The organism is Streptomyces sp. NPDC001728, assembly GCF_040297565.1.
In the GTDB taxonomy this organism is placed as follows: domain Bacteria; phylum Actinomycetota; class Actinomycetes; order Streptomycetales; family Streptomycetaceae; genus Streptomyces.
Genome location: NZ_JBEOZK010000032.1, coordinates 48,776 through 70,260, shown reverse-complemented (window position 1 = coordinate 70,260; position 21,485 = coordinate 48,776). Strand labels below are relative to the sequence as shown.

At 70.1% G+C, this 21,485-nt stretch carries 17 protein-coding genes and 1 pseudogene; 10 read left to right on the top strand and 8 right to left on the bottom strand.

The window, feature by feature from the left end:
• The coding region (locus ABT154_RS34035; RefSeq protein ID WP_502969645.1) for an IS3 family transposase at positions 1 to 159 on the top strand (159 nt) is incomplete at its 5' end.
• A 119-nt stretch (positions 160 to 278) separates the two neighbouring features.
• Here ABT154_RS34035 and ABT154_RS32375 read toward each other — a convergent pair.
• From ABT154_RS32375 to ABT154_RS32355, 5 genes are all read right to left on the bottom strand, one after another.
• Positions 279 to 617, bottom strand: a complete 339-nt coding sequence (locus ABT154_RS32375; protein ID WP_351861727.1) for a hypothetical protein — start codon at positions 615 to 617, stop codon at positions 279 to 281.
• A gap of 25 nt (positions 618 to 642) precedes the next feature.
• On the bottom strand, positions 643 to 978 hold the full coding sequence (locus ABT154_RS32370) for a hypothetical protein (protein ID WP_351861726.1): 336 nt from the start codon (positions 976 to 978) through the stop codon (positions 643 to 645).
• A complete protein-coding gene (locus ABT154_RS32365; RefSeq protein WP_351861724.1) occupies positions 975 to 2,225 on the bottom strand; it encodes an IS256 family transposase in 1,251 nt (416 codons plus the stop codon). Before ABT154_RS32365 ends, ABT154_RS32370 begins: the two co-directional genes overlap by 4 nt.
• A gap of 208 nt (positions 2,226 to 2,433) precedes the next feature.
• A complete protein-coding gene (locus tag ABT154_RS32360; RefSeq protein WP_351861722.1) occupies positions 2,434 to 3,114 on the bottom strand; it encodes an Lsr2 family DNA-binding protein in 681 nt (226 codons plus the stop codon).
• Between the two features lie 15 nt (positions 3,115 to 3,129).
• The gene (locus ABT154_RS32355) at positions 3,130 to 7,863 is read right to left on the bottom strand and encodes an RHS repeat-associated core domain-containing protein (protein ID WP_351861720.1); all 4,734 of its coding nucleotides are present in this window, start codon (positions 7,861 to 7,863) and stop codon (positions 3,130 to 3,132) included.
• A 448-nt stretch (positions 7,864 to 8,311) separates the two neighbouring features.
• Here ABT154_RS32355 and ABT154_RS32350 point away from each other — a divergent pair, with 448 nt between their 5' ends.
• From ABT154_RS32350 to ABT154_RS32335, 4 genes and pseudogenes are all read left to right on the top strand, one after another.
• Entirely contained in the window at positions 8,312 to 8,872 is a 561-nt protein-coding gene (locus ABT154_RS32350) for a hypothetical protein (protein ID WP_351861718.1), read from the top strand.
• Between the two features lie 42 nt (positions 8,873 to 8,914).
• Positions 8,915 to 9,043 (top strand): annotated as a pseudogene (locus ABT154_RS32345) (IS5/IS1182 family transposase); the annotation flags it as partial.
• A 458-nt stretch (positions 9,044 to 9,501) separates the two neighbouring features.
• On the top strand, positions 9,502 to 10,611 hold the full coding sequence (locus ABT154_RS32340; RefSeq protein ID WP_351861716.1) for a DUF5954 family protein: 1,110 nt from the start codon (positions 9,502 to 9,504) through the stop codon (positions 10,609 to 10,611).
• A 474-nt stretch (positions 10,612 to 11,085) separates the two neighbouring features.
• Positions 11,086 to 12,297 (top strand): IS701 family transposase, encoded by a 1,212-nt coding sequence (locus tag ABT154_RS32335; RefSeq protein ID WP_502969643.1) that lies wholly within the window; start codon positions 11,086 to 11,088, stop codon positions 12,295 to 12,297.
• A 1,127-nt stretch (positions 12,298 to 13,424) separates the two neighbouring features.
• Here the strand turns inward: ABT154_RS32335 and ABT154_RS32330 are convergent.
• The 3 genes from ABT154_RS32330 to ABT154_RS32320 are packed head-to-tail and all read right to left on the bottom strand — an operon-like array spanning position 13,425 to position 15,323.
• The gene (locus tag ABT154_RS32330) at positions 13,425 to 13,979 is read right to left on the bottom strand and encodes a dihydrofolate reductase family protein (RefSeq protein ID WP_351861714.1); all 555 of its coding nucleotides are present in this window, start codon (positions 13,977 to 13,979) and stop codon (positions 13,425 to 13,427) included.
• Between the two features lie 44 nt (positions 13,980 to 14,023).
• The gene (locus ABT154_RS32325) at positions 14,024 to 14,743 is read right to left on the bottom strand and encodes a helix-turn-helix domain-containing protein (RefSeq protein ID WP_502969644.1); all 720 of its coding nucleotides are present in this window, start codon (positions 14,741 to 14,743) and stop codon (positions 14,024 to 14,026) included.
• A gap of 16 nt (positions 14,744 to 14,759) precedes the next feature.
• Entirely contained in the window at positions 14,760 to 15,323 is a 564-nt protein-coding gene (locus ABT154_RS32320; protein WP_351861710.1) for a hypothetical protein, read from the bottom strand.
• Between the two features lie 266 nt (positions 15,324 to 15,589).
• Here ABT154_RS32320 and ABT154_RS32315 point away from each other — a divergent pair, with 266 nt between their 5' ends.
• The 5 genes from ABT154_RS32315 to ABT154_RS32295 all read left to right on the top strand — a co-directional run bounded on the left by ABT154_RS32315 (position 15,590) and on the right by ABT154_RS32295 (position 20,947).
• The gene (locus ABT154_RS32315; RefSeq protein ID WP_502969642.1) at positions 15,590 to 16,078 is read left to right on the top strand and encodes an IS5 family transposase; all 489 of its coding nucleotides are present in this window, start codon (positions 15,590 to 15,592) and stop codon (positions 16,076 to 16,078) included.
• A 393-nt stretch (positions 16,079 to 16,471) separates the two neighbouring features.
• Complete coding sequence (gene cseB, locus ABT154_RS32310) at positions 16,472 to 17,182, top strand: two-component system response regulator CseB (RefSeq protein ID WP_502969641.1); 711 nt, start codon at positions 16,472 to 16,474, stop codon at positions 17,180 to 17,182.
• Positions 17,179 to 18,438 carry an ATP-binding protein gene (locus ABT154_RS32305; protein WP_351861707.1) on the top strand — a complete coding sequence of 420 codons (1,260 nt, stop codon included), beginning with the start codon at positions 17,179 to 17,181 and terminating at the stop codon, positions 18,436 to 18,438. The genes cseB and ABT154_RS32305 overlap by 4 nt, the downstream gene beginning before the upstream one ends.
• A gap of 491 nt (positions 18,439 to 18,929) precedes the next feature.
• Complete coding sequence (locus ABT154_RS32300; RefSeq protein ID WP_351861705.1) at positions 18,930 to 19,883, top strand: D-alanyl-D-alanine carboxypeptidase family protein; 954 nt, start codon at positions 18,930 to 18,932, stop codon at positions 19,881 to 19,883.
• Entirely contained in the window at positions 19,880 to 20,947 is a 1,068-nt protein-coding gene (locus ABT154_RS32295; RefSeq protein ID WP_351861703.1) for an endonuclease/exonuclease/phosphatase family protein, read from the top strand. The genes ABT154_RS32300 and ABT154_RS32295 overlap by 4 nt, the downstream gene beginning before the upstream one ends.
• Positions 20,948 to 21,485: the final 538 nt, after the last annotated feature.

Genomic DNA, 21,485 nt, shown 5'->3' with positions numbered 1-21,485 from the left:
GGCACCCGGACCTGGCCCGACCGGGCCACCGCCCGCGCCGAGGTCTTCAACTTCATCGAGACCTTCTACAACCGCCGGCGCCTGCGCAAGCACAACATCTTCGGCTACCTCACCCCAGCTGAGACCAGGCAGCGGCAACAGCACACCCTCGCCGCATAACCATCGAGTGCCCAAGATCACGGAGAAACTTCACGCGGACCTGATCCCCGCACGGCAGAGCTGAACACCGAGCCCCGCCGGGATCCTCGACGTCTCACCGCCTACCGTGCACGAGCTCGTTAGTAGTAGAACTCGAGGTAGTCGACCTTCTCGATGGTGACGTTTTCGGTCGTGCCTGGTGGCCTGTTGCGGTGGAAGTAGCAGGTGCCGAGCGCGGTGCTGAGGATCTGCAGGAGCCGGGTTTCCGGCTCGTTGCGGTGTCGGGCTTCGAAGAGGCGCTCCGGGTATGGGGCGTCGAGGCCCAGGGTGAGCATCCGCAGGCGTGGGTCGTCGCTCGATCCGCCGGCTGCGGTGAAGCCGAGCCATGCGCGGAAGCTGACCATGACGTGTCCGTTGTTCTCCAGGATGGTGCGGTGGGCCTTGCGGCGGATGCGCGGCTGTGCCAGTGCCAGGAGCAATAGTCAATACCTGTGGATGGCTTGATCACGGCGGCGGGTTGACCCCCTGGATGGCCTGCCACCCAGAGCGCTGGGTGGCTGACGTGAGGTGTTGGACCCCTGTGCCCTGGAAGGTGACGAGGGCGGTGTGGACGGGGTCGAGTTCGTCGACGGAACGTCCAAAGTAGGCGAGGATCTGAGTCAGCTCCAGATCGATGACCTCAGCCGAGTCACGGATGTGGCCGAAGCGCGCACCGAGACGAACGGGCCCAAGGATGCAGCGCACGGTGGCTGTGGCCTCGGCCGGGTTCACGACGGTGACCTGGTCGATCTGCAGTTCCACCTTGACGACATGGCCGCCGGGATGGATGGGCTCGGTCATGCCGCCACCTCGGTGCGCTCGACCAGGACGCCGTTCTCGAAGCACGCGCCGGAACGGACCAGGGCGACGAGGTGGGCGCCGGTGATCGCGCGCCAGCGTTCCTGGGCGGACTCGACGAGCTTGAACACCATGGCCAGGGCCGCGGCCGGGCTGCCGGCCCCGCGGGTGACCTTGGTGCGGAGCTTGACCGTGGAGAACGTCGACTCGATCGGATTCGTGGTCCGCAGGTGGACCCAGTGCTCGGCCGGGAAGTCGTAGAACCCGAGCAGTTCGTCTTGGTCGTCGGCGATCTTCGCGACGGCCTTGGGCCACTTGGCACCGTAGGTGCGGGCAAACGCCTCGATCGCCTTCTCAGCGTGCGCGCGGTCCTCCGCGTTGTAGATCTCCTGCATCGCCTTCGTCGCACCGGGCTGGGCGGACTTCGGCAGGCAATTCGTGACGTTGCGAGCCTTGTGAACCCAACACCTCTGATGCCTCGCGGTGGGAAACACCTCGGCCAGCGCGTTCCACAGGCCCATCGCGCCGTCTCCGACCACCAACTCGGGGTCGCGCATGCCACGCCGGCGGCAGTCACGCAGCAGGTCGGCCCACGACTCGGTGGACTCCCGCAGGCCCTCCGCCAGCGCAATCAGCTCCTTGGTGCCGTCCAGCCGGACGCCGAGCAGGACCAGGACGCACGAGTGCGCCTGGCCGAGCCGAACCTTGGGGTGGACGCCGTCGGCCCACACGTAGACGAAGTCGCGATCCGACAGGTCCCGGTCCTGGAAGGCGGCGTGGTCGTCGCTCCGCTGCTTCGTCAGCCGGGTCACTGTTGCGGGCGACAGCCCGGCCGTACCGCCGAGGAACTGCTCCAGCGCGGGCACAAAGTCCCCGGACGACAGGCCGTGCAGGTAGAGGAGCGGCAGGACCTCTGAGATCTTCGGCGACTTGCGGCACCACGGCGCCAGGATCTTCGAGGAGAACCGCTTGCGCTCGCCGGTTGCGTCGTCGACGCGGCGGTCGTTAACCCGCGGCGCAGTGACCTCGACCGGGCCGGCCGCGGTGACCACGGTCCGGGGACGGTGGTGGCCGTTACGGACCACCAGACGCCGCCCGTGCCCGCCGGTCTCTGCCGCCAACTCGGCTACGTACTGGTTGACTTCCGCTTCCAGCGCGGCGGCGAGCATCCGCCGGGCGCCCTCGCGGACGATCTCGTCGATCAGGGAGCCGCTCTGGGCGGTGCCGTCCTCGTTGACTACGCTCAGCACGGGCGTGCCTTCCCGACCCCCGCTGCAACGCGGGCCTACTCGATGACCAGAACTCGATCACTCGGGAAGGTACGCCTTCCGCGTTCCGCGAGGCACCCCTCCCGAGTCCGATCCACAGGTCTCGAGCATTGCTCGAGTTACGTTGCTTCCCGATTGATCCGGGCGTAGAGGGCGTGGCTGTCGCGGCAAGGAGGGCGGCTGGCGTGTGTCAGCTGGGATTGTCCTGCTTCCATGCCTCGATGATCTCGATCGGGATGCGTCCGCGTTCGGGCAGGTCGTATCCGTTGGCGTTGGCCCAGTCGCGGACGGCGCGTGTGCTGACTGACGTCCGGGCGGCTGCGGCCGGTGCGTTGCTTTCGAGAGTCGACGGGGTGAAGGCGGGACCGTGGTCGAGAAGATCTTTGGGGAACATGGGGACGCTTGTGGTCCCGCTGAGAACGCTGACGAGGAACTCGGTCAAGGAGCCGTTGTAGGTGAACCAGGGTGCGCGCAGGGCCTCGTTGACGGCGACGGTCCAGTCGTCCGGGGTGTCGGCCGGCTGGGTGACCCAGAAGAGGTAGTCCCCGTTGCCGGTGACTCCCATGGCGAAAAGGTCCTCGGGGGAGTGCGGCAGTTGCCAGGGGCGTCGGGCAGCCTGCCGGACGTCCTCAATCTGCCCCCGTAGGCGCGTCGGCATGGGGCCGGTCAGATCGGCCCATTCGCTGGGGGCGTGCGGCTGGTAGAGGGTGATGAATCCGCAGAACTGGCCGGGCCCGTATGTGGTGATGAGCTCCTTGTAGTCCTGGGGCAGCCCCTTCCCCAGCGCGTCTTCGACCTGCGGCCAGTCGGGAGCAGGAGGAACGACAGCGGGAGGCGGGCACAGCGCGGTCAGCGCGGTGAGAGAAGTCATCTGTTTCCTCGCTGGCTAAGGACGGCGTCTGGGGCGGGGCTCGAGGTGGGCGGGGTTGTCGAAGAAGGTTCCATCGTCGAACAGAAGGTTTCCGTCGCGGTCCTTCTTTGTGCCGAACGCCTCGACCTGGATGAGCGAGGGAGGTGAATCGGGATCGTCATCTGCATACTCCAGGTACACGCTGTACTGGACGACGTCGTGGTCGTAGACAGCGTCATACACACGCTGCTCGAACATGCTCATTTCCGGCGTGTTCGTCGGGTTCTGGGAGATCGTGAACAGGTTGTCGTCGTGGTCGCCGGACCCGCCGAGCTGCCGCGCCAGCATGTGCCCGCGGGCCTGTCCCTTGTCTGACTGGTACCCGGGAGGGATGATCGAGTTCCGGGCGTGCGTGCCCTCGTCGAGCATGTTGCGTGTGATCACCGCGTGCATCTCGTAGGGACGCCCGTGCTCGTCGCGGACCCACCTGACCTGGCCTCCCCACGTGGGATCCGGCTCGCAGGCTGCCAGGCCCAGAGGGTCTGACAGTACGAACGGGTTCACGACGTAGGAGTAGTGGTTGATCGACGGAGCGATACCCAGAGGGTCGGGCGACAGGTACCGGCCTACCTCGGGGTCGTAGTAGCGGTTGAAGTTGTAGTGCAGACCTGTCTCGGGGTCGAAGTACTGGCCCGGGTACCGCAACGGGGTGTATGCGGTGCTGTTGGTGTTCCATTGGGTGGCTCCCCAGGCGGTACTGCGGGCACGCCAGGCCAGTGACCCGTCGGTCGAGACCAGCTCAGTGGGACTGCCCACGAGATCGGTGACGATCGCGAAGAAACGACGGTCGACTTCCCGCTGCGTGCCGTCGGTCTTCGTCTCACGCTGGCCGAGGGGCTGCGCTCCGGCGTAGTCCCACACCAGGGTCGCGTCCTTATCCCGCTGCTCGGCCAGCTGCGCGCCATCCCAGCAGAACGTCGTGGTCTGCGTGGCCTCCTCGTCGTTCCGGCCGAGGCGCTGCTTGGACAGGCGGCGCCCGAGAGCGTCGTAGAGGTAGCGCCAGCGGTCGCCTTCGGGTGTCTGTACCTGGGTGAGCCGGTCTTCCGCGTCCCACTGAAGATGCCAGGTCAGCGTCGCGCCACTGAGCGTCTTCGTTCGCCGGAGGGTGAGACGGCCCTGCGCGTCATAGCTGTAGCGTGTGCGTCCCGCCCGAGCCAGACGCGTACCTTCGTAATGTCGGCCGCCGACGGCCGCCTGACCCGGTGCCTGGACGGAGAGAGCGGTGCGGCTCTGGTCGCCAGCAGCGTTATAGGCGTACCGCTCCGTCCAGCCGCGGGCCTGAACCTCACGTACGCGACTGGCAGCATCCAACGCGAAGGTGCGGCGCCCTGTCAGGCTGTCCTCGATGCTCGTCGGCACGCCGTCGGCCTGGTAGGTGTAGCTTCTGCGCAACAGAGGCGACCGGCCGCTGTCCCATGCCGTGTGGGTGACCCGGCCGACCGGATCCCAGTCCTGCCGCATCTCCAGGGAATCGTCGACGAACCGCGCGGTCTCGCGTCCGAGTGCGTCGCGTTCGAACCGGAAGGCATGGTCACCGGCCGTGTAGGAGGCGAGGCCACCCGGTGCGTACTCCAAGCGGCTCTCAGCACCGGAAGGCGTGCGCCTGGCCACGCGGCGACCGAGGGCATCGTAGGCAAAGGACAGGGTGGCGCCGTTGACCGTCTCTGAAACGACGCGTCCCAGAGGATCTCTCTCCAGCAGGATGCGGGAGTGCGCGTTCACGATCTGTGCGACGTGGCCGCTCTCGTCGTGGTCGAAGTGCGAAGCCGAACCGTCGCTGTGCTGGATGCGGGTGACTCGGCCCAGGACGTCGCGGTCGAAGCTGAGGCTCTGGCCCGCGGCGTTGGTCCGCCGGACGATACGGCCACAGGGGTCGCGCTCGTACGTCAGCATGCGGCCGTCGAAATCCTTCTCCGCCACGAGCCTGCCGGCGGCGTCATAGCTGTACTCCCACACCAGGCCGTCGGCGTTGGTGACCGCAGTCAGCCGCAGCTCTGTGTCGTGGGCGAAACGGTAACTGCTGTCCTCGCCCGTCTGCGTACCGAGCAGCAGGTCGAAAGGACCGGAGGAATGCGTGGACGTCCGGCCCATCCGGTCAGTGTGAGAGACCAGGTTGCCCTCGCCGTCCCACGTCCATTCCTCGCGACTGCCGTCCGGCAATTCACGCCAGGTGAGCTTGCCCTCCACGCTCCAGCCCTGCCGGACGACCCCGCCCGCAGCGTCGACAACACTGACGACACGTCCGAAGGCATCGCGTGTGCACGAAGCGGTCGACCCATCGGGCCGGGTGAGCTGTAGGCGCAGTCCGGCGGCATCGGTCGTGATGTGTGTGGAGGCTCCCAGCGCATCCCGCACGAGACACAGGTGCCCACGGGGGGTGAACGCGTACTCCGTGCGCGCGCCGGCCTGGTCCACAGACACGGTGAGGTTCCCACGCTCGTCGTAGCCGTAGGAGCGGGAAATCCCGGCACGCTCGGTGATCACCTCAGGCTGATGCAGCTTGCTGTAGGTGGCGGTGGTCCGCGCGCCGTCCGGCGCGACAAGCCCGACGAGATTGCCGTGCTCATCTCGCTCGAAGCGGGTGGAGCGCCCGAGCGCGTCTGTCTGGACCAGCACATGGTCGTGGGCGTCGAATTCGAAACGTGTGGCGTGACCGAGAGGATCGATCTCGGCTGTGATCTGGAGAAGACCGTTGACGACGTATGTGGTTGTCGCGCTCTGCGAGTTGGTGTACCGCGTCACCCGGTCGCCGGTTTCCGGGTGGACACCGTACGCGAACGTCGACGACAGATAGCCGTCGGGGCCGACAGTACGGACCACGCGGCCCTCGGCGTCGTAGACATACCGGAACGTCGCCTCGTTCCGGTCGGTCCAGGAAGTGATCCGGCCTTCCGGGCTGTAGGTGAATCGCATGGGCAGGCCGGAGGAGTTGGTGACCTCGGTGAGGTTGCCCAGGCCGTCGTATCCGTATCCCAGGACAGTGACCGGGCCTTCGGCGGTGCGCAGGGAGAGTTCGCGGATACGAGTGTCTTCGGACGTGAGCTGGACGGTGTAGCCGCCGTCGTGGGTGACCGCGGTGGGGGTTCCGTCCGGACGCCGGGAAAAGGTGATCCGGTTGTGGTTTCTGTCGGTCAGCCTGGTCAGCCAGTAAGTGGGAGAGGCGCGGTAGGGGCTACCGGTGAAGGAACGGGTCAGCCCGGTGTGAAGGTCGGTGGTGATGTAGGTGGTCTCGTCCTCGCTCTGACTGCCATGGACCAGGGCGATCCGGGGGCCTTCCATGGGCAGGACCGGGGTGCCGTCCGGGAGAGGGAGACGGGGATAGACCAGGGTGGAACCGTCCTCGCGTGCCCAGATCGCACCGGCACCGGGCACGTTGAGCTCGAGGCGTTCATCGAGGGTGGAGGCCCAGCTGCGGCCGAAGAAGTGGCCAAAGCGGTACTCGGACAGATGGGTGCGGCGCAGGACGAGGGGAAGGACTCCCGGAAGGGACAGGTCGGTCTGGGGGAGAGTCATCTCACCCGTCGCCACGTCGACCGGGTCGTTCGCGCACTTCTTCTTGCTGAGCTCGATCCCGTGCCGGCGCGGGTCGGACTTCACCTCGCGCAGTGAATCAGGCTTCAGACGCGCGTCCTTGTCCCTGCTACCACGATCGCCGGGATTCTTACCCCGGTCCCGGTCATCGTGTCCGCCCTTGCGCTGCCGCGCGAGTCGGTCGCGGATGGCGTCGTCGTTGTTCTTGTGGTCGGTGGAGATTTGCTTCACGGCCTTGGGGAGTGTCTCGCCGACGTGGTCGCCCATGGTCTTGGCGGACTTCACGAGAGCGCCCATGGCCTTCTCGATGGCGGGGTCGAGGGCGTCGGCGATGTCGTCGCGGCCCTTGTTGCGGCGCTGGGCGCTCTTCGCCTTGGTGAGCTTGCCGGCGGTCTTGCCGTGGATGCCGACGCTGACACCGTTCAGTTTCGTGCCGGCCTGGTCGTGCTCGTCGTGCTCGATGTGGAAGCCCTTGCCCTTGCCTCCGCCGCCGCCACCTCCGGCGGAGGCAAGGTTCAGCCCCTGCTTCGCACCCTGCACCCCCTCGTCGAAGCCGTCCTTGCCGGCCTGCTGCGTCTGGTCGAGGTCCACGCCGTTCTGGACGCCCAAGGCGTCCATGCTCACCTGGACGACCAGGTCCGCCGCCATGTTCTCCAGCGCGGCCACGACCGGCTCGGTCATCACCGAGACGACGTGGCCGACCGCCTCTTCCATCGCGCCCGTGATGAGCTTCAGCAGCTGCTTCTTCGTGAAGGCGATCGCCCCAGCCCCGAGCAGCGCGGACAGGCCACCGGTCACCGGGATCAGCGCCATGGCCAGACCCGTCTGACCGGCGAGCACGCCCAGCTCGACGAGCGCCTTCCCCTTCATGACCTCGATCGCGCCCGCCACGAGGTCGAGCGCGTCCGCGATCGTGCGGGCCGCGGAGACCATGTCCTTGAGGTGCTTGCCCTTGACCTTGGTCCAGTGCTCGTTGAGGGCGTCCATGGCCTCGCCGTGACCCGAGGACAGCAGGCGCTCCATGTGGTTGTTGGCGAGCTGACCGTCGTCGGCGAGGTCGTCCGCGAACTCCCGGAGCGCGTCCGCCATCTCCCGGTAGGCGTCCTCGTCGACGTTGGGCCAGTTCACCCCCACCAGGTCGAGCAGCGTGTCAGCCCAGTCCGGCACCGTGACAGCCATGACGTGAAATCCCCCGCCAGATGATGATCAGTCAGCCAAACAGTCCTACCACGGCGCCTGGACGACGTGTAATCCGCTAAAGCAACCTGTCCGGATGGATGGCGCAAAACATCTGCGGTCCGATGAACGAAACAGGTCACACGCTTGCGCACCCAACGGGACCTGCGCAGCAATCCGTGAACGTCGTCGTACATGCGACTGGACCCCCAGCGCTGAAAGCTCATGCCATTCCGGCCCGCCGCATGGCGTCAGAGAGCCTGTCGCGTGGTCCCGACGGGCACAGCTGAGGGCTGTCCCGGAATCCAGTACTGGGTTGGGGCGCCATTACCCCAGGGCGGGAAGTGGCGGCTACTGGCCTGGCACTTGCGTTCGACGCGCGCCCCGGGAAGGGTTTCGCGGAGGCCGTTCAGGGCGAAGTCGTGGGAGCAGGGGCAGAGAGATGTGTGTGATGGATGCGGCGGTCAAAGAGGCTGCCGTTGCCCGGTTCCTCCGCGAATATCCGCGGATGGAGCGAGCCGCATGCGACCACCCCGCGCTGCTGGGCTGCGCTGATGTCGACTGGTCGCGGATTCCCGGGTGCCCTGCCGGGATCCCGGTCCTGCTCCGCGGTCTCCTGGATGAGGCAGCCGGACCCGCGGCTCTGCCCGTGCTGGAGAACGTCCTGATGAACAGCATCTTCCACGTGAGCGCCGTGATGCCGGCCGTCCTGCCCTTCCTGATCCGCCTGGCAGCTGTCCCTGATGTCGCGGTGCGGTCCAACCTGGTAGATCTCTTGATCGTCGCCGCGGAGCTGTCTCTACCCGTCGACGCCGACGATGAACGCCAGTTGCTGCTGTTCGGGAAGGACTGCGATCACCCGGAACGCGAGTGGTGCAGGGCCGCCTTCGCCGCACACGCTTCCGCCCTGCGCGCGTTGCTGGAGGACGGGACCCTTCCGGGCGGACTGATCAGTGTGGACGACCGCGAGTGCCTGCTCAGGGCTGTGGAACCGCAGCGATGTCCCTCCTGACTGCCCGCTGGCCGGTGCTGCGGCCCGTGAAAAGATCTTGCGATGTCTGGTGTGATTACGGCGTCGGAGCCTTCCTGGATAGCCCCGTTCACCGGGCTGAGCCCCCGCTGTTTCGGCACGTTGGTGACACGGCTGCGGCGTGAAGGAGCTGACGCGGTCCGCAGAGGCCGGGCGCAGTGCGGCGAGCGCCTTCGCCGCCCCGGAGTCCTTCACCTTTCGGGCCCTGGCGACGTACGCATCGCCCGCAGCGGTGAACTCCGACGGCCTCAGCCCGTACAACTCTTGGTGATCTCCTCGACGTCCACGCACCCACTGTGCGTCGCCGCCCTGCCGAGCCACGGGTGACCATGCTGACAACGGCTCCTCCGAATGCCTGGTCCAGTCCACCCGCGCGGTCACTCCCGCGCCTCGCTCGCAGGACGTCGTGCCCCCGGCCCAGGTGGACGCGGACCGGCGCTGGTCGGGCCCGCCGCTTCGAGCTGTGCCCGCTGAGCGGCGCCGACAAGGCTGTCGTACGGCATCGGAAGTACCCCTGAGAACGAAGTCGCCCTCTCCGCCCCGAGGGTGGTTTCGGGGTGTGATCCGGTGAATCCGGGATGCGGGTGCTTGGCTGCCGTCAGGATGGTGGGATGAGCGACGAGGGTGCGGGACCGGAGGCGTGGCCGGTGGCGGTGAGGGTTCCGGTGGAGCCGGTGGAGGCCGTGATGGAGGCCGATGCCGTCGACGCTGCGGTACGCCACAGCTCCCTGGTCGTACGGGGGCCGCTGTTCGGGGTGGCGGCGCAGGACGAGGGCGACGGGCAGGGGTGGCGGGTGGTCGTCGCCGTCACCCACGGCTGTCCGCAGGAGGCCCGTGACGCGCTGAACTCCCGGTTGTGGTTCCGGGCGAAGGACGAGGCGAAGGACAGGCCGGAGCGGCGTGCGCTGCTGGCGGCGGTCGCCCGGCTGGAGAGCGAGTGCGTCGACGAGCTCACCGTGCTCGGGACCCGCTACCGGATCGTGCGGGCGGAGGAGTACGCGGCCGTCGACGCGCACGGCGGCATCGAGACGCCGCGGCCTACCGACCCCGAACCGATCACCCCGGACAGGAGCCGCGGCGCCGGCGCCGGCTCCCCGGGCGTCGACGACGACCTCGTCCTGGACCCGGACGCCCCGCTGTCCCCGCTCCAGGCGGCGGAGCGCCTGTCCCTGCGGTCCCTGGCCTACACCGGGGCCAGATTCCCGGCCTCGGTGCTGGAGGACTCCGCGCGGGCCGTGGAGTCCCACCCCGACGTGGTGCTCCTGCCGGCCACGTTCCTGATCGTCGAGCGGTCCGGCACCGGGCCCTGGTCACCGGGCAGCAGCCTGCACGCCACCGCCCACGACGCCCGCCGCACCCTCGTGTTCGCCCTGACCTGGATGGAACCGCGCATGCGCGGCCTGATCCCCGTCGACGCCGAGAGAGACGTCGACGCGCACACCGTCCTCGCCGAGAGCACCGGCCCGGTGGCCGAGGAACTCGCGGAACTCGCCGCGGCCGCGGACCGGCTCCGCGCCGGCCGGTGCGACGAGATCGAGGCCGGCGGCACCGTTTCCCGGATCGCACGCGCCCGCCGCCTGCTGCGCTGGGGCCCCGACGGACCGGAGCGCCCGCGCCCGTCCGACATCAGCACCCACGCTCCCGAGGCCCTCCACCCTCCCCTCGACGACGACGGCACCGTCCACGTCGAACAGCCCGCACAGGACGACACCGCCTCCTGACCACGCACGGGCCGGAAGGACGCCGGCGAGCGCTCAAGGCCAGCCCATCGGGGAGATCGTGCCGCTGCTCCGCGCCGCCGCCGACCGCGCGCTCCTCGGATCCACGGAAGCCGACCTCGCCGAGCGGGCAGAAGCGATCAGCACCGGAGCGCCGTACGAGGTCCGCGTCCGCCCCCCCGGGCAGCCGCAGGAGCCGCGCGATCACAGCCGCGGACGGCATAGCCTGGGAGCACGCCCCAGGGGCCCCTGGAGGAAGCGCGGATACCCCGTCCCTTGCGGTCCACAGCGACGCCATTCGGCCTGGCCACTTCTCTGAACTAGTACTCCAGCAGGATTTCGCTGTCTGACTTGGTCTTTCGCCGGGTGGCGGGAGTGTAGCGGGACTTCGGTCGTGCGGGGGTGGTCTCACGGAGACTGCCCCTCGATCGTGCGACAACGCCGCAGGTAGTGACAGTGGCGGGGCAGCCTCCGAGGGTGATCACCGAGTATGCCGCCGCGCAGTGGGACCTCGAACTGGACGATCTCTTCCTGGCCATCGGGCACCGCTTCGGCCGGGTCGAGCTCCGTCGCCGCATGCGTGACTACGTACGCGGGCTGCTCGCCCCGGTGGCCCGGAAGAACAGCTGGCAGCTGGCCGAGCAGGCCGGCCACCGCACGCCCGACGGCCTGCAGCACCTCCTCGCCGGATCGAAGTGGGAGCCCGATGACATCCGCGACGACCTGCAGGAATACGTCGCCGGCAAGCTTGGCGAGGACGACGGCGTCCTGATCATCGACGACACCGGGTTTATCAAGAAGGGCGTCACCTCCGCCGGGGTCCAGCGCCAGTACTCCGGAACCGCCGGCCGGACCGAGAATTGCCAGATCGGCGTCTTCGCCGCCTACGCCTCCGCCCGGGGCCGGGCCCTGGTCGACCGCGAGCTCTACCTTCCGAAGTCCTGGACCGAGGACCGGGAACGCTGCCGCGCGGCCAGAGTCCCCGACGAGCGGGAGTTCGCCACCAAGGGCGAACTGGCCCGGCACATGGTGCTGCGGGCCCTCGCCTCGCCGCTGCCCATTACCTGGGTCACCGCGGATTGCGCCTACGGTCAGGACAACCGGTTCCGTCGGCTGCTGGAACAGTCGGGTGTCGGCTACGTACTGGCCGTCCCCAAGTCCCAGTTCAGCGTGGGCTGTTCACGGATCGAGGTTCTGTTCGCGCAGGCCCCGGACGAAGCGTGGGAGAAGGTCTCGTGCGGCGACGGCGCGAAGGGGCCCCGCGTCTACCACTGGGCAGCGGTGCGGCTGCCGGCGGTCGCCGAGTTCGACTATCAGGGCGAGGTGCCTCACCGGATGCGGTGGGCACTGGCCCGGCGCAGCATCAGCAAGCCCGACGAGATCGCCTACACACCCCTTCAGGTCACCGTCCGGGAGTTGGTGCGGGTCGCCGGGACACGCTGGGCGATCGAGGAATGCTTCCAGGCCGCGAAGAACGAGTGCGGCCTGGACGAGTACGAGGTCCGCCGCTATGTGGGCTGGTATCGGCACATCACTTTGGCCATGCTCGCGCACGCCTTCCTGGCCGCCACGGCACACCAGGCCAGGGAAAAAGGGGTGGAACAGGTGGGACAGCCGGGGCCGTCGGGCTCACAGTGGCGGAGGTTCGGCGACTCCTGGCAGCTTGTCGTGCCCGGCCCCCGCACCTGAGCGGACACCGAGGCAGACGCCACGCGCTGAGCTGGTCGAACTGGCGCCGACGACGCCAAGCAGTCGCTCGCCACTGTCACTACCTGCGGCGTTGTCGCACGATCGAGGGGCGGTCTCCGTGAGACCACCCCCGCACGACCGGAGACCCGCTACACTCCCGCCACCCGACGAAAGACCAGGTCAGACAGCGAAATCCTGCTGGAGTACTAGGGCAAGCCCCGCAACACCTGTCCTGGTGGTTCCTGCGCGAGCGGGGATGTTCCGGAGTCCACGCTCATGGCAGGCCGTGGCCCGGCGTGGTCCCCGCGCGAGCGGGGGTGTAAGGATCACAACTCGCGGTTCATCGTGGCCATAAGAGGGCGGGGCTGAGCGGCTGTCGTCCTTCGGTGCGAACTGCTCCCGCATGGCGGTCGCTCTTCGGGGCTGGGAACGAGGTCGACCAAGATCCGGGCCATACGCGGACCAGCCGCTTACAGCTTGGCCGGATCGTGGCCGTTTCCGCTGGTCAGCGGCCATGCGAGGCGTGTACCACCAGCACACCAAGAACATAGTGCAGAGTTGCAGTCCCAAGAAGCTTGGGTTCTTCTAGGAATACAGAGAGACGCCTGGCCCGGGTTCCGGCCGGGCAGGCGCCTCCCGCTGGTGGTGCGGCGGAGCCGGCCCCGCCGGCGAGACCGTCAGGATCGACGTACCGGAGGCGGGATGGACCGGTTCTCTGCGCCGGCTCGCGTATGACGGCGGTCGTTCCCGCTCACCGCTGCGGAGCAGTCCCGGATTCCCACCGGGTGCACAAGCCGCTCGACCCGCGCGAATCCGTCCGACCCGTTCAGTGAGGGGTGCTCGCCCCAGACCGTGATGCCCTGGACCGTGACCTCCGGACGCCCGGGCCCGAACGCCGGAGCGCCTCGCGCAGCCGGTCGCCGGCCGTCGCGCGGCACTGGGCCACCGCCGAGACGTGAGCGGAGTAGCCGCCCCGAGTTCCCCGCGGGGCGTCCCTCTGGCCAGAACGGCCCACAACTCCGCCCGGCGCAGCCGGGCCTCGGCGGTGGGGCGGAGCAGTCCGATTTCCTCAGGCCAAGACTCAAGATCAGCAGCCTGCACACCGCAGAGGCCCCACGGAGGACCTCTCAGCGCTCCGGTCGGTAGGTCGCGATGATCACTCCGCTGCTGGTGGGCCGGGCGCTCACCAGCTCCATCTTCTTCAGGGCGGCATCATCGGCGAACAGCTTCTTGCGCCCTTCGCCGGCCACCACCGGGTGGATCAGCAGGACCAGTTCGTCCAGGAGGTCCAGCTCCAGCAACGAGCGCACCAGCGTCGGGCTTCCCGCGACGGTGATGTTCTTCCCCTCGCCCGCCTTGAGCTCCTTGATCGCGGTCGCCGGCTCGCCACGGACGAGTGTGCTGTTCGCCCAGTCGTCGACGCTGTCCAGCGTGGAGGAGACAACGTACTTGGGCGAGCCGTTGATCCACTTGGCGAAGGCCGCGTCCTCCCCGCTGGTCACCGTCGGCCAGTACCCGGCCCACTCGGTGAACGTCACACGGCCCAGCAGGATCGCGTCGGCCGTCTCCAGCGTCTCCGCCAGCGCGGCGCCCATCTCCTCGTCGAAGGCGAACTGCCATTCGTTCGGCGACTGGGTGACACCATCGAGCGAGACGAACAGACCGGAAACGACCTTGCGCATGATTCCTCCATGATGCGTACGGGTTTGTCGCTGCGTCAGGAAGGCTATGCGGGCGCCGAGGGCGAGGGCTTGTACAGAAGCGACAGCGGCTCGGCCGTGTCCGGGGCGCTCAGCCGAGTGGCGGTGCGGCCGATGTATCGGGTCAGGGACCGTGCCAGGTGCGGCTGGTCGAAGTACCCCAGCCGGTGTACGACGTCCTGTGCCGGAACGCCCTCCTGGATCAGTACCGCCGCCTGGCGGGCACGGTGGATCTGCCCTATGGCGCCCTGGGTGAGGCCCGTCGCGGCGGCGAAACGCCGCTGGAGGGTGCGTTCGGAGACGTCGGGAACCGCCCCGTCGAGGACGGCGGGCACGATCGGGTCGCGGTCCACGATGCCCTCGCGTACCAGGCGCCGTACGAACGCCTCCGCGTTGTCGTAATCGGGCACGTGCCACGCCGAGCCCCTCAGCCACACGGACCGCCGCGTCACGTCGGGAATCTCCGCGCCGCTGCCGACCAGCCGACTGATCGGTACGTGCGGCATCGAAGTACCGACGGCGAAGCTGATGCCGAAGAACGTGGCGTCCTTCGGGACGGGCGCCACGCTGGCCTTGGGCTCCGGGCCGAGTACCGCAGCCTGCACCCGGCCGTCGTGCTCCCAGAAGACGAGCTCCCAGTGCGCGTTCGCGATCGACGTCATCCGCCCCACGTCATCGCTTCGGCTGCGCCAGACCCGCTCGATGTGCGGCAGCTCCGAAGGGCGGCTCTCGATCTCCAGCCCCAACCGGATCAACCCCCGCTCACCGCTGCTGCGTGAGCCGCCAGTCTGCCACGCCGTCCGGACGTGGCAGAGACGGTCCCCGGCCGGCGGTGACCGCGTCCAGCAGCTGGGCGTCGATCCCGGCGCCCCGGGCGCGGCTCGCCACGGCAAGCTCGTCGACCTCGCGGGCGCCGCACACCCAGTCGGGTGTGCGGCGCTTGCCGAGCACCTCCCCCACCGACCACATGATCGAGTCGTACTCCCTTCGGCGTGGCGACTCGTCCGCCGTGCCGACGGCGCTCTGCCAAGCCGCCAGAGCCAGTTGAGCGCTATCGGTACGGCCCAGGAACGTCACGTATGCCGCCCGCCGCACCGCCCTCTGGTTCGTCAGCGCCTGTTCCGTGAGCGTCCGGCGGGACAGGTCGAGCTGCGCTGTGGCCTGGAGCCGACCCGCGTCCCAGGCGGCGGCCGCCTGTTGTCGGCCGGCCTTCCAGGCGGAAGCGGCCTGCCGCTTCGCGGCAGCGAGGGCGAACACCCCGTCAGCCACTCCGCCGCCGATCGCGGCCCCCGCGGCGACGAGCTCCGTCAGCACAGCGTCGTTCACGTCGGACGCCCAGCTTCACGCCCCGCTCCCACACCCTGCATCAACCTGCTCACCCGCAAGGCCGACGGTCGCGTAGGTCCCTCGTTCTGCCCAGCCGGACCCGGCGGGAACCCGCGCCGCCGCCCGAATCGGGTACGACTCGAGCCCACACTTCCACTCCCATGACCCGTACTGGTCACATGCAAGTGGCTGCGCAAGGCCCCGATTCCGGGTCTCCGTCGTGGGACTAGGGATCGTCTTCAAAGGTGATCGAGTGATGAGGGATCATGCTTGTCGTGGTGCGTCGTCATGAGCTTTCGGATGCCGAGTGGGCTGTGCTGTCGCGGTTGCTGCCGAGTTCGGGGACCGCGGGGCGTCCTCGTTCGGACGACCGGGTGGTGCTGAACGGGATCGTGTGGAAGCTGCGGACCGGATCGGCCTGGCGCGATGTGCCGGAACGGTACGGCTCCTGGCAGACCCTGTACACGCGTTTTCGCAGGTGGTCCCTGGACGGCACCTTCTCGCGCATGCTGCGGGCCATTCGGGCGGAGAAGGACGCGGCCGGGGACATCCAGTGGCTGGTGTCGGTCGACTCCACCATCGTGCGGGCCCACCAGCACGCCGCCGGCGGTAAAAGGGGGCGGTCGACCGGGACGAAGCGGGTGATCACGGCGGCGGCCGATCCCGCGGCGGACTGGGCACGAAAGTCCACCTGGCCTGCGACGGGCTTAGGCGACGACCTCGCCGCCCGGCCCGCGGCCGATCACCCCGGGTGACCGGGCACCCGGTGCAGGCCGCCCACCTGTCGACGTCCAGGCCGGTGCTTCTGGTGCGGCGCCGGCCGACAGGTCGTGGAGGCCCTGCGTCGCGACGTGCGTGCGGACGGCGCGGCGAGCGCACCTTCCGACAGGGTGACGACGCCGTCGTGGCAACCGACGTCACTCGTCCGGCGACGGTGGGCGCCGGAGCGGCTGTCGCGGCGCCGGTGTCAGGCGCGCCGTCTCCGTGTCCGTACCGGCTCGGATGGGCGTCGGCCCCCGCGCGGTGGTGTATCAGGCGTGTATCAGACCAGGTCGGGGGCGTGCCGACAGCCCTCCCGCGCCGCCGGGGGTGCGGGAGGGTGAGGCATGATGGAGGACCTTTCCCGTCCCGTGCCCCGAGGGATGTACATGTCTGATGCCGTGCCCGCGCCCGTGACGATCCTGCTCGTCGAGGACGACGAGGTGATCCGGCGGTCCGTCGCGATGGCCCTGGAGCGCTACGGCTACCGCGTGCTCGTCGCGGCCGACGGCCTGACCGGGCTCGAACTCTTCCGGGAGGGGCGGCACGACCTGATGCTGATCGACGTGATGCTGCCGGGCCTGGACGGCATCGGGCTGTGCCGGCGCATCCGGGAGACGGCCACGGACCCGATCCTGATGATGTCGGCGCGCGGCGACGCCCTCGACGTGGTGTCCGGCCTGGAGGCGGGGGCCGACGACTACGTGGTGAAGCCCGTCGACACCGCCGTCCTGGTGGCGCGGATCCGTTCGCTGCTGCGCCGGGCCGCCTTCGTACCCCCGGCAGCCGAACCGGCCGGCCCCGCGGAGCCGGCCGCCCCGCTGGTCTTCGGTGACCTCTCCCTCGACCCCGCGGCCCTGGAGGTCCGCAGAGGCGGCGAGCGGATCGCGCTCGCCCCGACCGAGCTGCGGCTGCTGCTCGAATTCGCAGCGCACCCAGGAATCGTGCTGGACCGTCAGACCCTGCTGCGCGAGGTGTGGGACTACGGCTGGGACGGCGACACCCGGGTCGTCGACTTGTGCGTGCAGCGACTGCGCAAGAAGATCGGCGCCGAGCGCGTCGAGACGGTCCGGGGCTTCGGCTACAAGTGGAAGCGGTGAGCCGGGGTCCCCGGGGAGCGGTCGCGGGCCTGGTGCCGCACTCCCGCTCGCTACGCTGGAAGATCGTCCTCCTGGTGGCACTGGCCTGTGCCTCGATGGCGCTGACGGTCGGCGTGCTGGTGCACGACTCGGTGCTGCGGCGGTCCACGCACGAGGGCGCGGGCAGGGCCGTCACGGCCCTGGCGAAGGCCAGGGAGGAGGCCGCGGCCTCGGGTGAGGATGGCCCCCGGGCCTCCCCGGGGGAGCTGCCCGAGGCCCTGCTGCGGCAGGTCGAGCACGACGGCGAGGCCACGCTCTACGAGAACGAGCCCCCGGCCCCCGTGTTCTGGGCGGCCCGGCGGGAGGGCGGGAAGTTGTACGCGGTCGAGGTCGACATGACCGCCGACCTGCTGACCCGGCAGGCCCTGGACCGTCACATGTGGAAGTACTCGCTGCTCACCCTGGGCGTCGTCGTCCCCGCCACGGCCCTGGCGACGGAACTCCCCGCCCGGCGGCTGCGCCGGGTGGCCCGCACGGCCCGCCGCATCACGGCGGGCGACCTCGACGCCCGGACGGGGACGGTCCGCGGGGGCGACGAGGTCGCCGAGATCTCAGCCGTGGTGGACTCGATGGCCGACAGCCTCCAGCAGCGGATCGACACCGAGCAGCGCTTCACCGCCGACGTCGCACACGAGCTGCGCACCCCGCTGATGGGTCTGGTCACCTCGACGGACCTGCTGCCCGAGGGCGAGGTGACGGACATGGTCCAGAGCCGGGTGCGGGTGCTGCGGAACCTGGTGGAGGATCTCCTCGAGATCTCCCGTCTCGACGCGGGCGCCGAGACGTCCCAGCCGGGACCGGTCGACCTGGCCGCCCTCGTCCGGGACTCGGTGGCGCGGACGGGCCTCGCGGCGCGGGTGACCGAACGGGAGGCGGCGGTGGTCGAGTCGGACCCCCGGCGCCTGGACCGTATCGTCTCCAACCTCGTCGTCAACGCCCACCGGCACGGCGCGGGCCCGGTGGAAGTCGCCGTCGCCGGCCGGACGGTGACCGTCCGGGACCACGGCCCCGGCTTCCCGGCCGACCTGTTGTCCCACGGCCCCCAGCGATTTCGTACGGGCACGGCCGAGCGGGGGCACGGGCACGGCCTGGGCCTGACGATCGCGTCCGGCCAGGCGAGGGTGATCGGGGCGACCCTGGACTTCGCCAACGCCCCGGACGGAGGGGCGGTCGCGACCCTGACCCTGCCCCAGGACGGGCCACCGTCCGAGGCGTGACCGCGTCCCTGGACCGCCCGCCGGCGGGTGACCCGGCCGTACCGGGACGGCCTGCCCGCCGCGGGACGCTCCTCGGCGTCCCGGGAGGTCCGCCTGTCGGGGTACGTACCGGTACGGCCTGCCTGCCGACGCACGGTCCTCGGCGGTCACCTGTCGGCGTACGTCCCCGCGCTTCGGACGGCCCGCCGGTGCGTGGCTCCGCCGTCCGGGGACGGCTCCGTCCGCCGACGAGGCCGTCCCGTGTCGATCGCCTTCGCCGGGACGGCCGCCCGGCGCGATGCGCACCCCCTCCGCTCTTCCGGCCGGGGCCCGACCCGCCCCCGCCGATGCGTCGAACGCGCCGGCTGGCGCACGTCCACTCGCCGCCCCGTTGATACACGACCGATGGGTTCCCGAGAGCGGGCCGCGCTCTTCCGACCGTGGGACGGAGACCTCGTCCCCGGAGTCTTGCTGCCGTACCGATCCCGTACCGCAGCCCCTGGAGGCGGCCCGTGCCCGTTCCCCGTACCCCCCGTCACCGCCTCGTCGGCGGTGCCCTGTTCCTGGCCCTGCTGACGGCCCTGGGCATCGCCGTCGCCTCCCCCTCCGGCGCGCCTCCGACGCCGGGTGACGAGCGAAGGCCGGTTTCCGACATCGGCCCGCTCCCGTGGCCGCGGGACGGCCAGAGCGCCGTCGACCTCGAAGGGACCGGTTCGCTGGGCGAGCGGGGCGGGCGGCGGCCAGTGCCGATCGCGAGCCTGACGAAGGTGATGACCGCCTACGTCATCCTGGAGGAGCACCCGCTGCGGCCTGACGAGGAAGGCCCCCTGATCGAAGTGGACCGGACGGCCGCGCACGAGGCGGGGGTCGGCGGCGAGTCGACCGTCCCCGTACGGCCTGGCGAACGCTACTCCCAGCGCCGGCTCCTGGAACTGCTCCTGATCCCCTCCGGCAACAACGTCGCCCGTCTGCTGGCCCGCTGGGACTCCGGCAGCCAGGCTGCCTTCGTGGTGAAGATGCGGCGCGCCGCCGGACGGCTCGGCATGAAGGACACGGTCTACACGGGGGCGAGCGGCATCGAGCCGACGACCACGAGCACCGCGGCCGACCAGGTGCGGCTGACGCGGGCCGCGATGGAGGACCCTGTCTTCCGGGCGGTCGTGGCCACCCGCGAGATCACCGTCCCCGGCCTCGGGACGATCACCAACACCAATCCCCTGCTGGACACCCCGGGCGTCCTCGGCGTGAAGACCGGCTCCAGCACACCGGCGGGCGGGAACCTCCTGTGGGCCTGCGAGGTGCGCGTCGGCGGTACGCCCCGGCTGCTGGTGGGCGCCGTCCTGCACCAGCGGGCGAACACCACGCCCGCCGAGGGGCTCCGCGCCGCCGTCGACACCAGTCGCGGCCTGCTCACCGCCGTCCGCGACCGGCTGGCCGCCGCCGGAACGGAGGGCCGGGGACGATGACCGCGACGACACGCCCGGTCCCCGCCGCCGCACCGGACGGCACGGCGGCGGGGACCCTCCCCTCCACCGGGGCGGGCGGCACGGCGGTCGGCCCGGACCGTGCGGCGGACGCCGGGGCGCGCCGCCGGTGGTGGCGACGCCGCGGGGCGGCGGTCACGGGCTGCTCCGTCCTCCTCGGGGTGGGCGTCGCGGGCCACGGGCTGCTCCCCAGGCTGCCCGGACGGCTGAGCAGTCTGGCCGAGACCCTGCTGCCCTGGAGCGCGCTGGTCGTGCCCGTGCTGGTGGCCGCGGCCCTGCTGCGGCGGGCGCAGGTGGCGGCGGCGGTGGCCCTGGTGGTGCCGGCGGCGGCCTGGCTGGCGGTCTTCGGCGGAGTCCTCGCCGACAAGACGTCCCCCGGCGGGGACCTCACGCTGGTCAGTCACAACGTCAACCAGGCCAACCCCGACCCCGGGGGAACCGTGCGGAGCCTGCTCGCCGCCGGGGCGGACGTACTGGCGTTGGAGGAGCTGAGCCCGGCCACGGCGCCCGCCTACGAGCAGGCCCTGGCGGAGGCCTACCCGTACCACTTCTACCAGGGCACGGTGGGCCTGTGGAGCATCCATCCGCTGAGGGACGCGCGGGCCGTGCCGATCATGCCGTGGACGCGGGCGATGCGGGCCACGGTCGACGCGCCCGGCGGGCGGCTGGCCGTGTACGTCGCCCACCTGCCGTCCGTCCGCGTGGGCCCGGCCGGATTCACCGCCGGGGCGCGCGACGAGGCACTGGGCCTGCTGGCGACGGAGGTACGGGCCGAGCCCGTCCGGCGCGTCGTCGTCATGGGCGACCTCAACGGCTCCACCGACGACCGCGCACTGCGGCCCCTCACCGACCGTCTCGCCTCCGCACAGGCCTCGGCGGGCGCGGGCTTCGGCTTCACCTGGCCGGCGCGCCTGCCGGCCGTCCGGATCGACCAGATCCTTCTCGGGGGCGTCCGGGCCGCTTCGGCATGGACCCTCCCCGCGACGGCCAGCGACCACCTTCCGGTAGCGGCCCGGATCCACCTTTCCCCGGACCCCGCTCCCTGATGATGAGTGGGTGGTCGTCGGGTGCGGTGTGGGGCGAAGCGGCGACCGCCCTTGCCCTCGCTGAGCGCTGGGAGGGAGCGGACACGGCATACGACGGTGCCCTCGTCAGCGACGCCGAGACCCCAGGCGCCGCCCCTGCAGCAGCGGGAGTTCACCCGCCCCAGGGGCAGCCCTCCGTTCCCACAGCACTCGGCCGAATCCAGGTCCCGGCTCACTCGGCCGGCCACGCACCCGACCCATGGCGGTGGCCGCGGACCATGCCTCCTCGTCCAAGGCCAACCGCGCCTACCTGCGCAGACGCGGGATCCCCCTCGCCTGTGCCAACTCGCCGCCGCCTCGCGCCATCGGTCAGAGGCCCTCTCCGTGCCGGCCAAGATCCGGGCCATTCGCGGACCAGCCGCCTGGAGCTTGGCCGAATCGCGGCCGATTCCGCTGGTCAGGGGACATGCGAGGCGGGTACCGCCAGCAGACTAGGAATCTGCTGGTGAGCTACTCACCGAAGAAGCTCGGCTTCTTCTAGGCGCACGAAAGAAGGCGC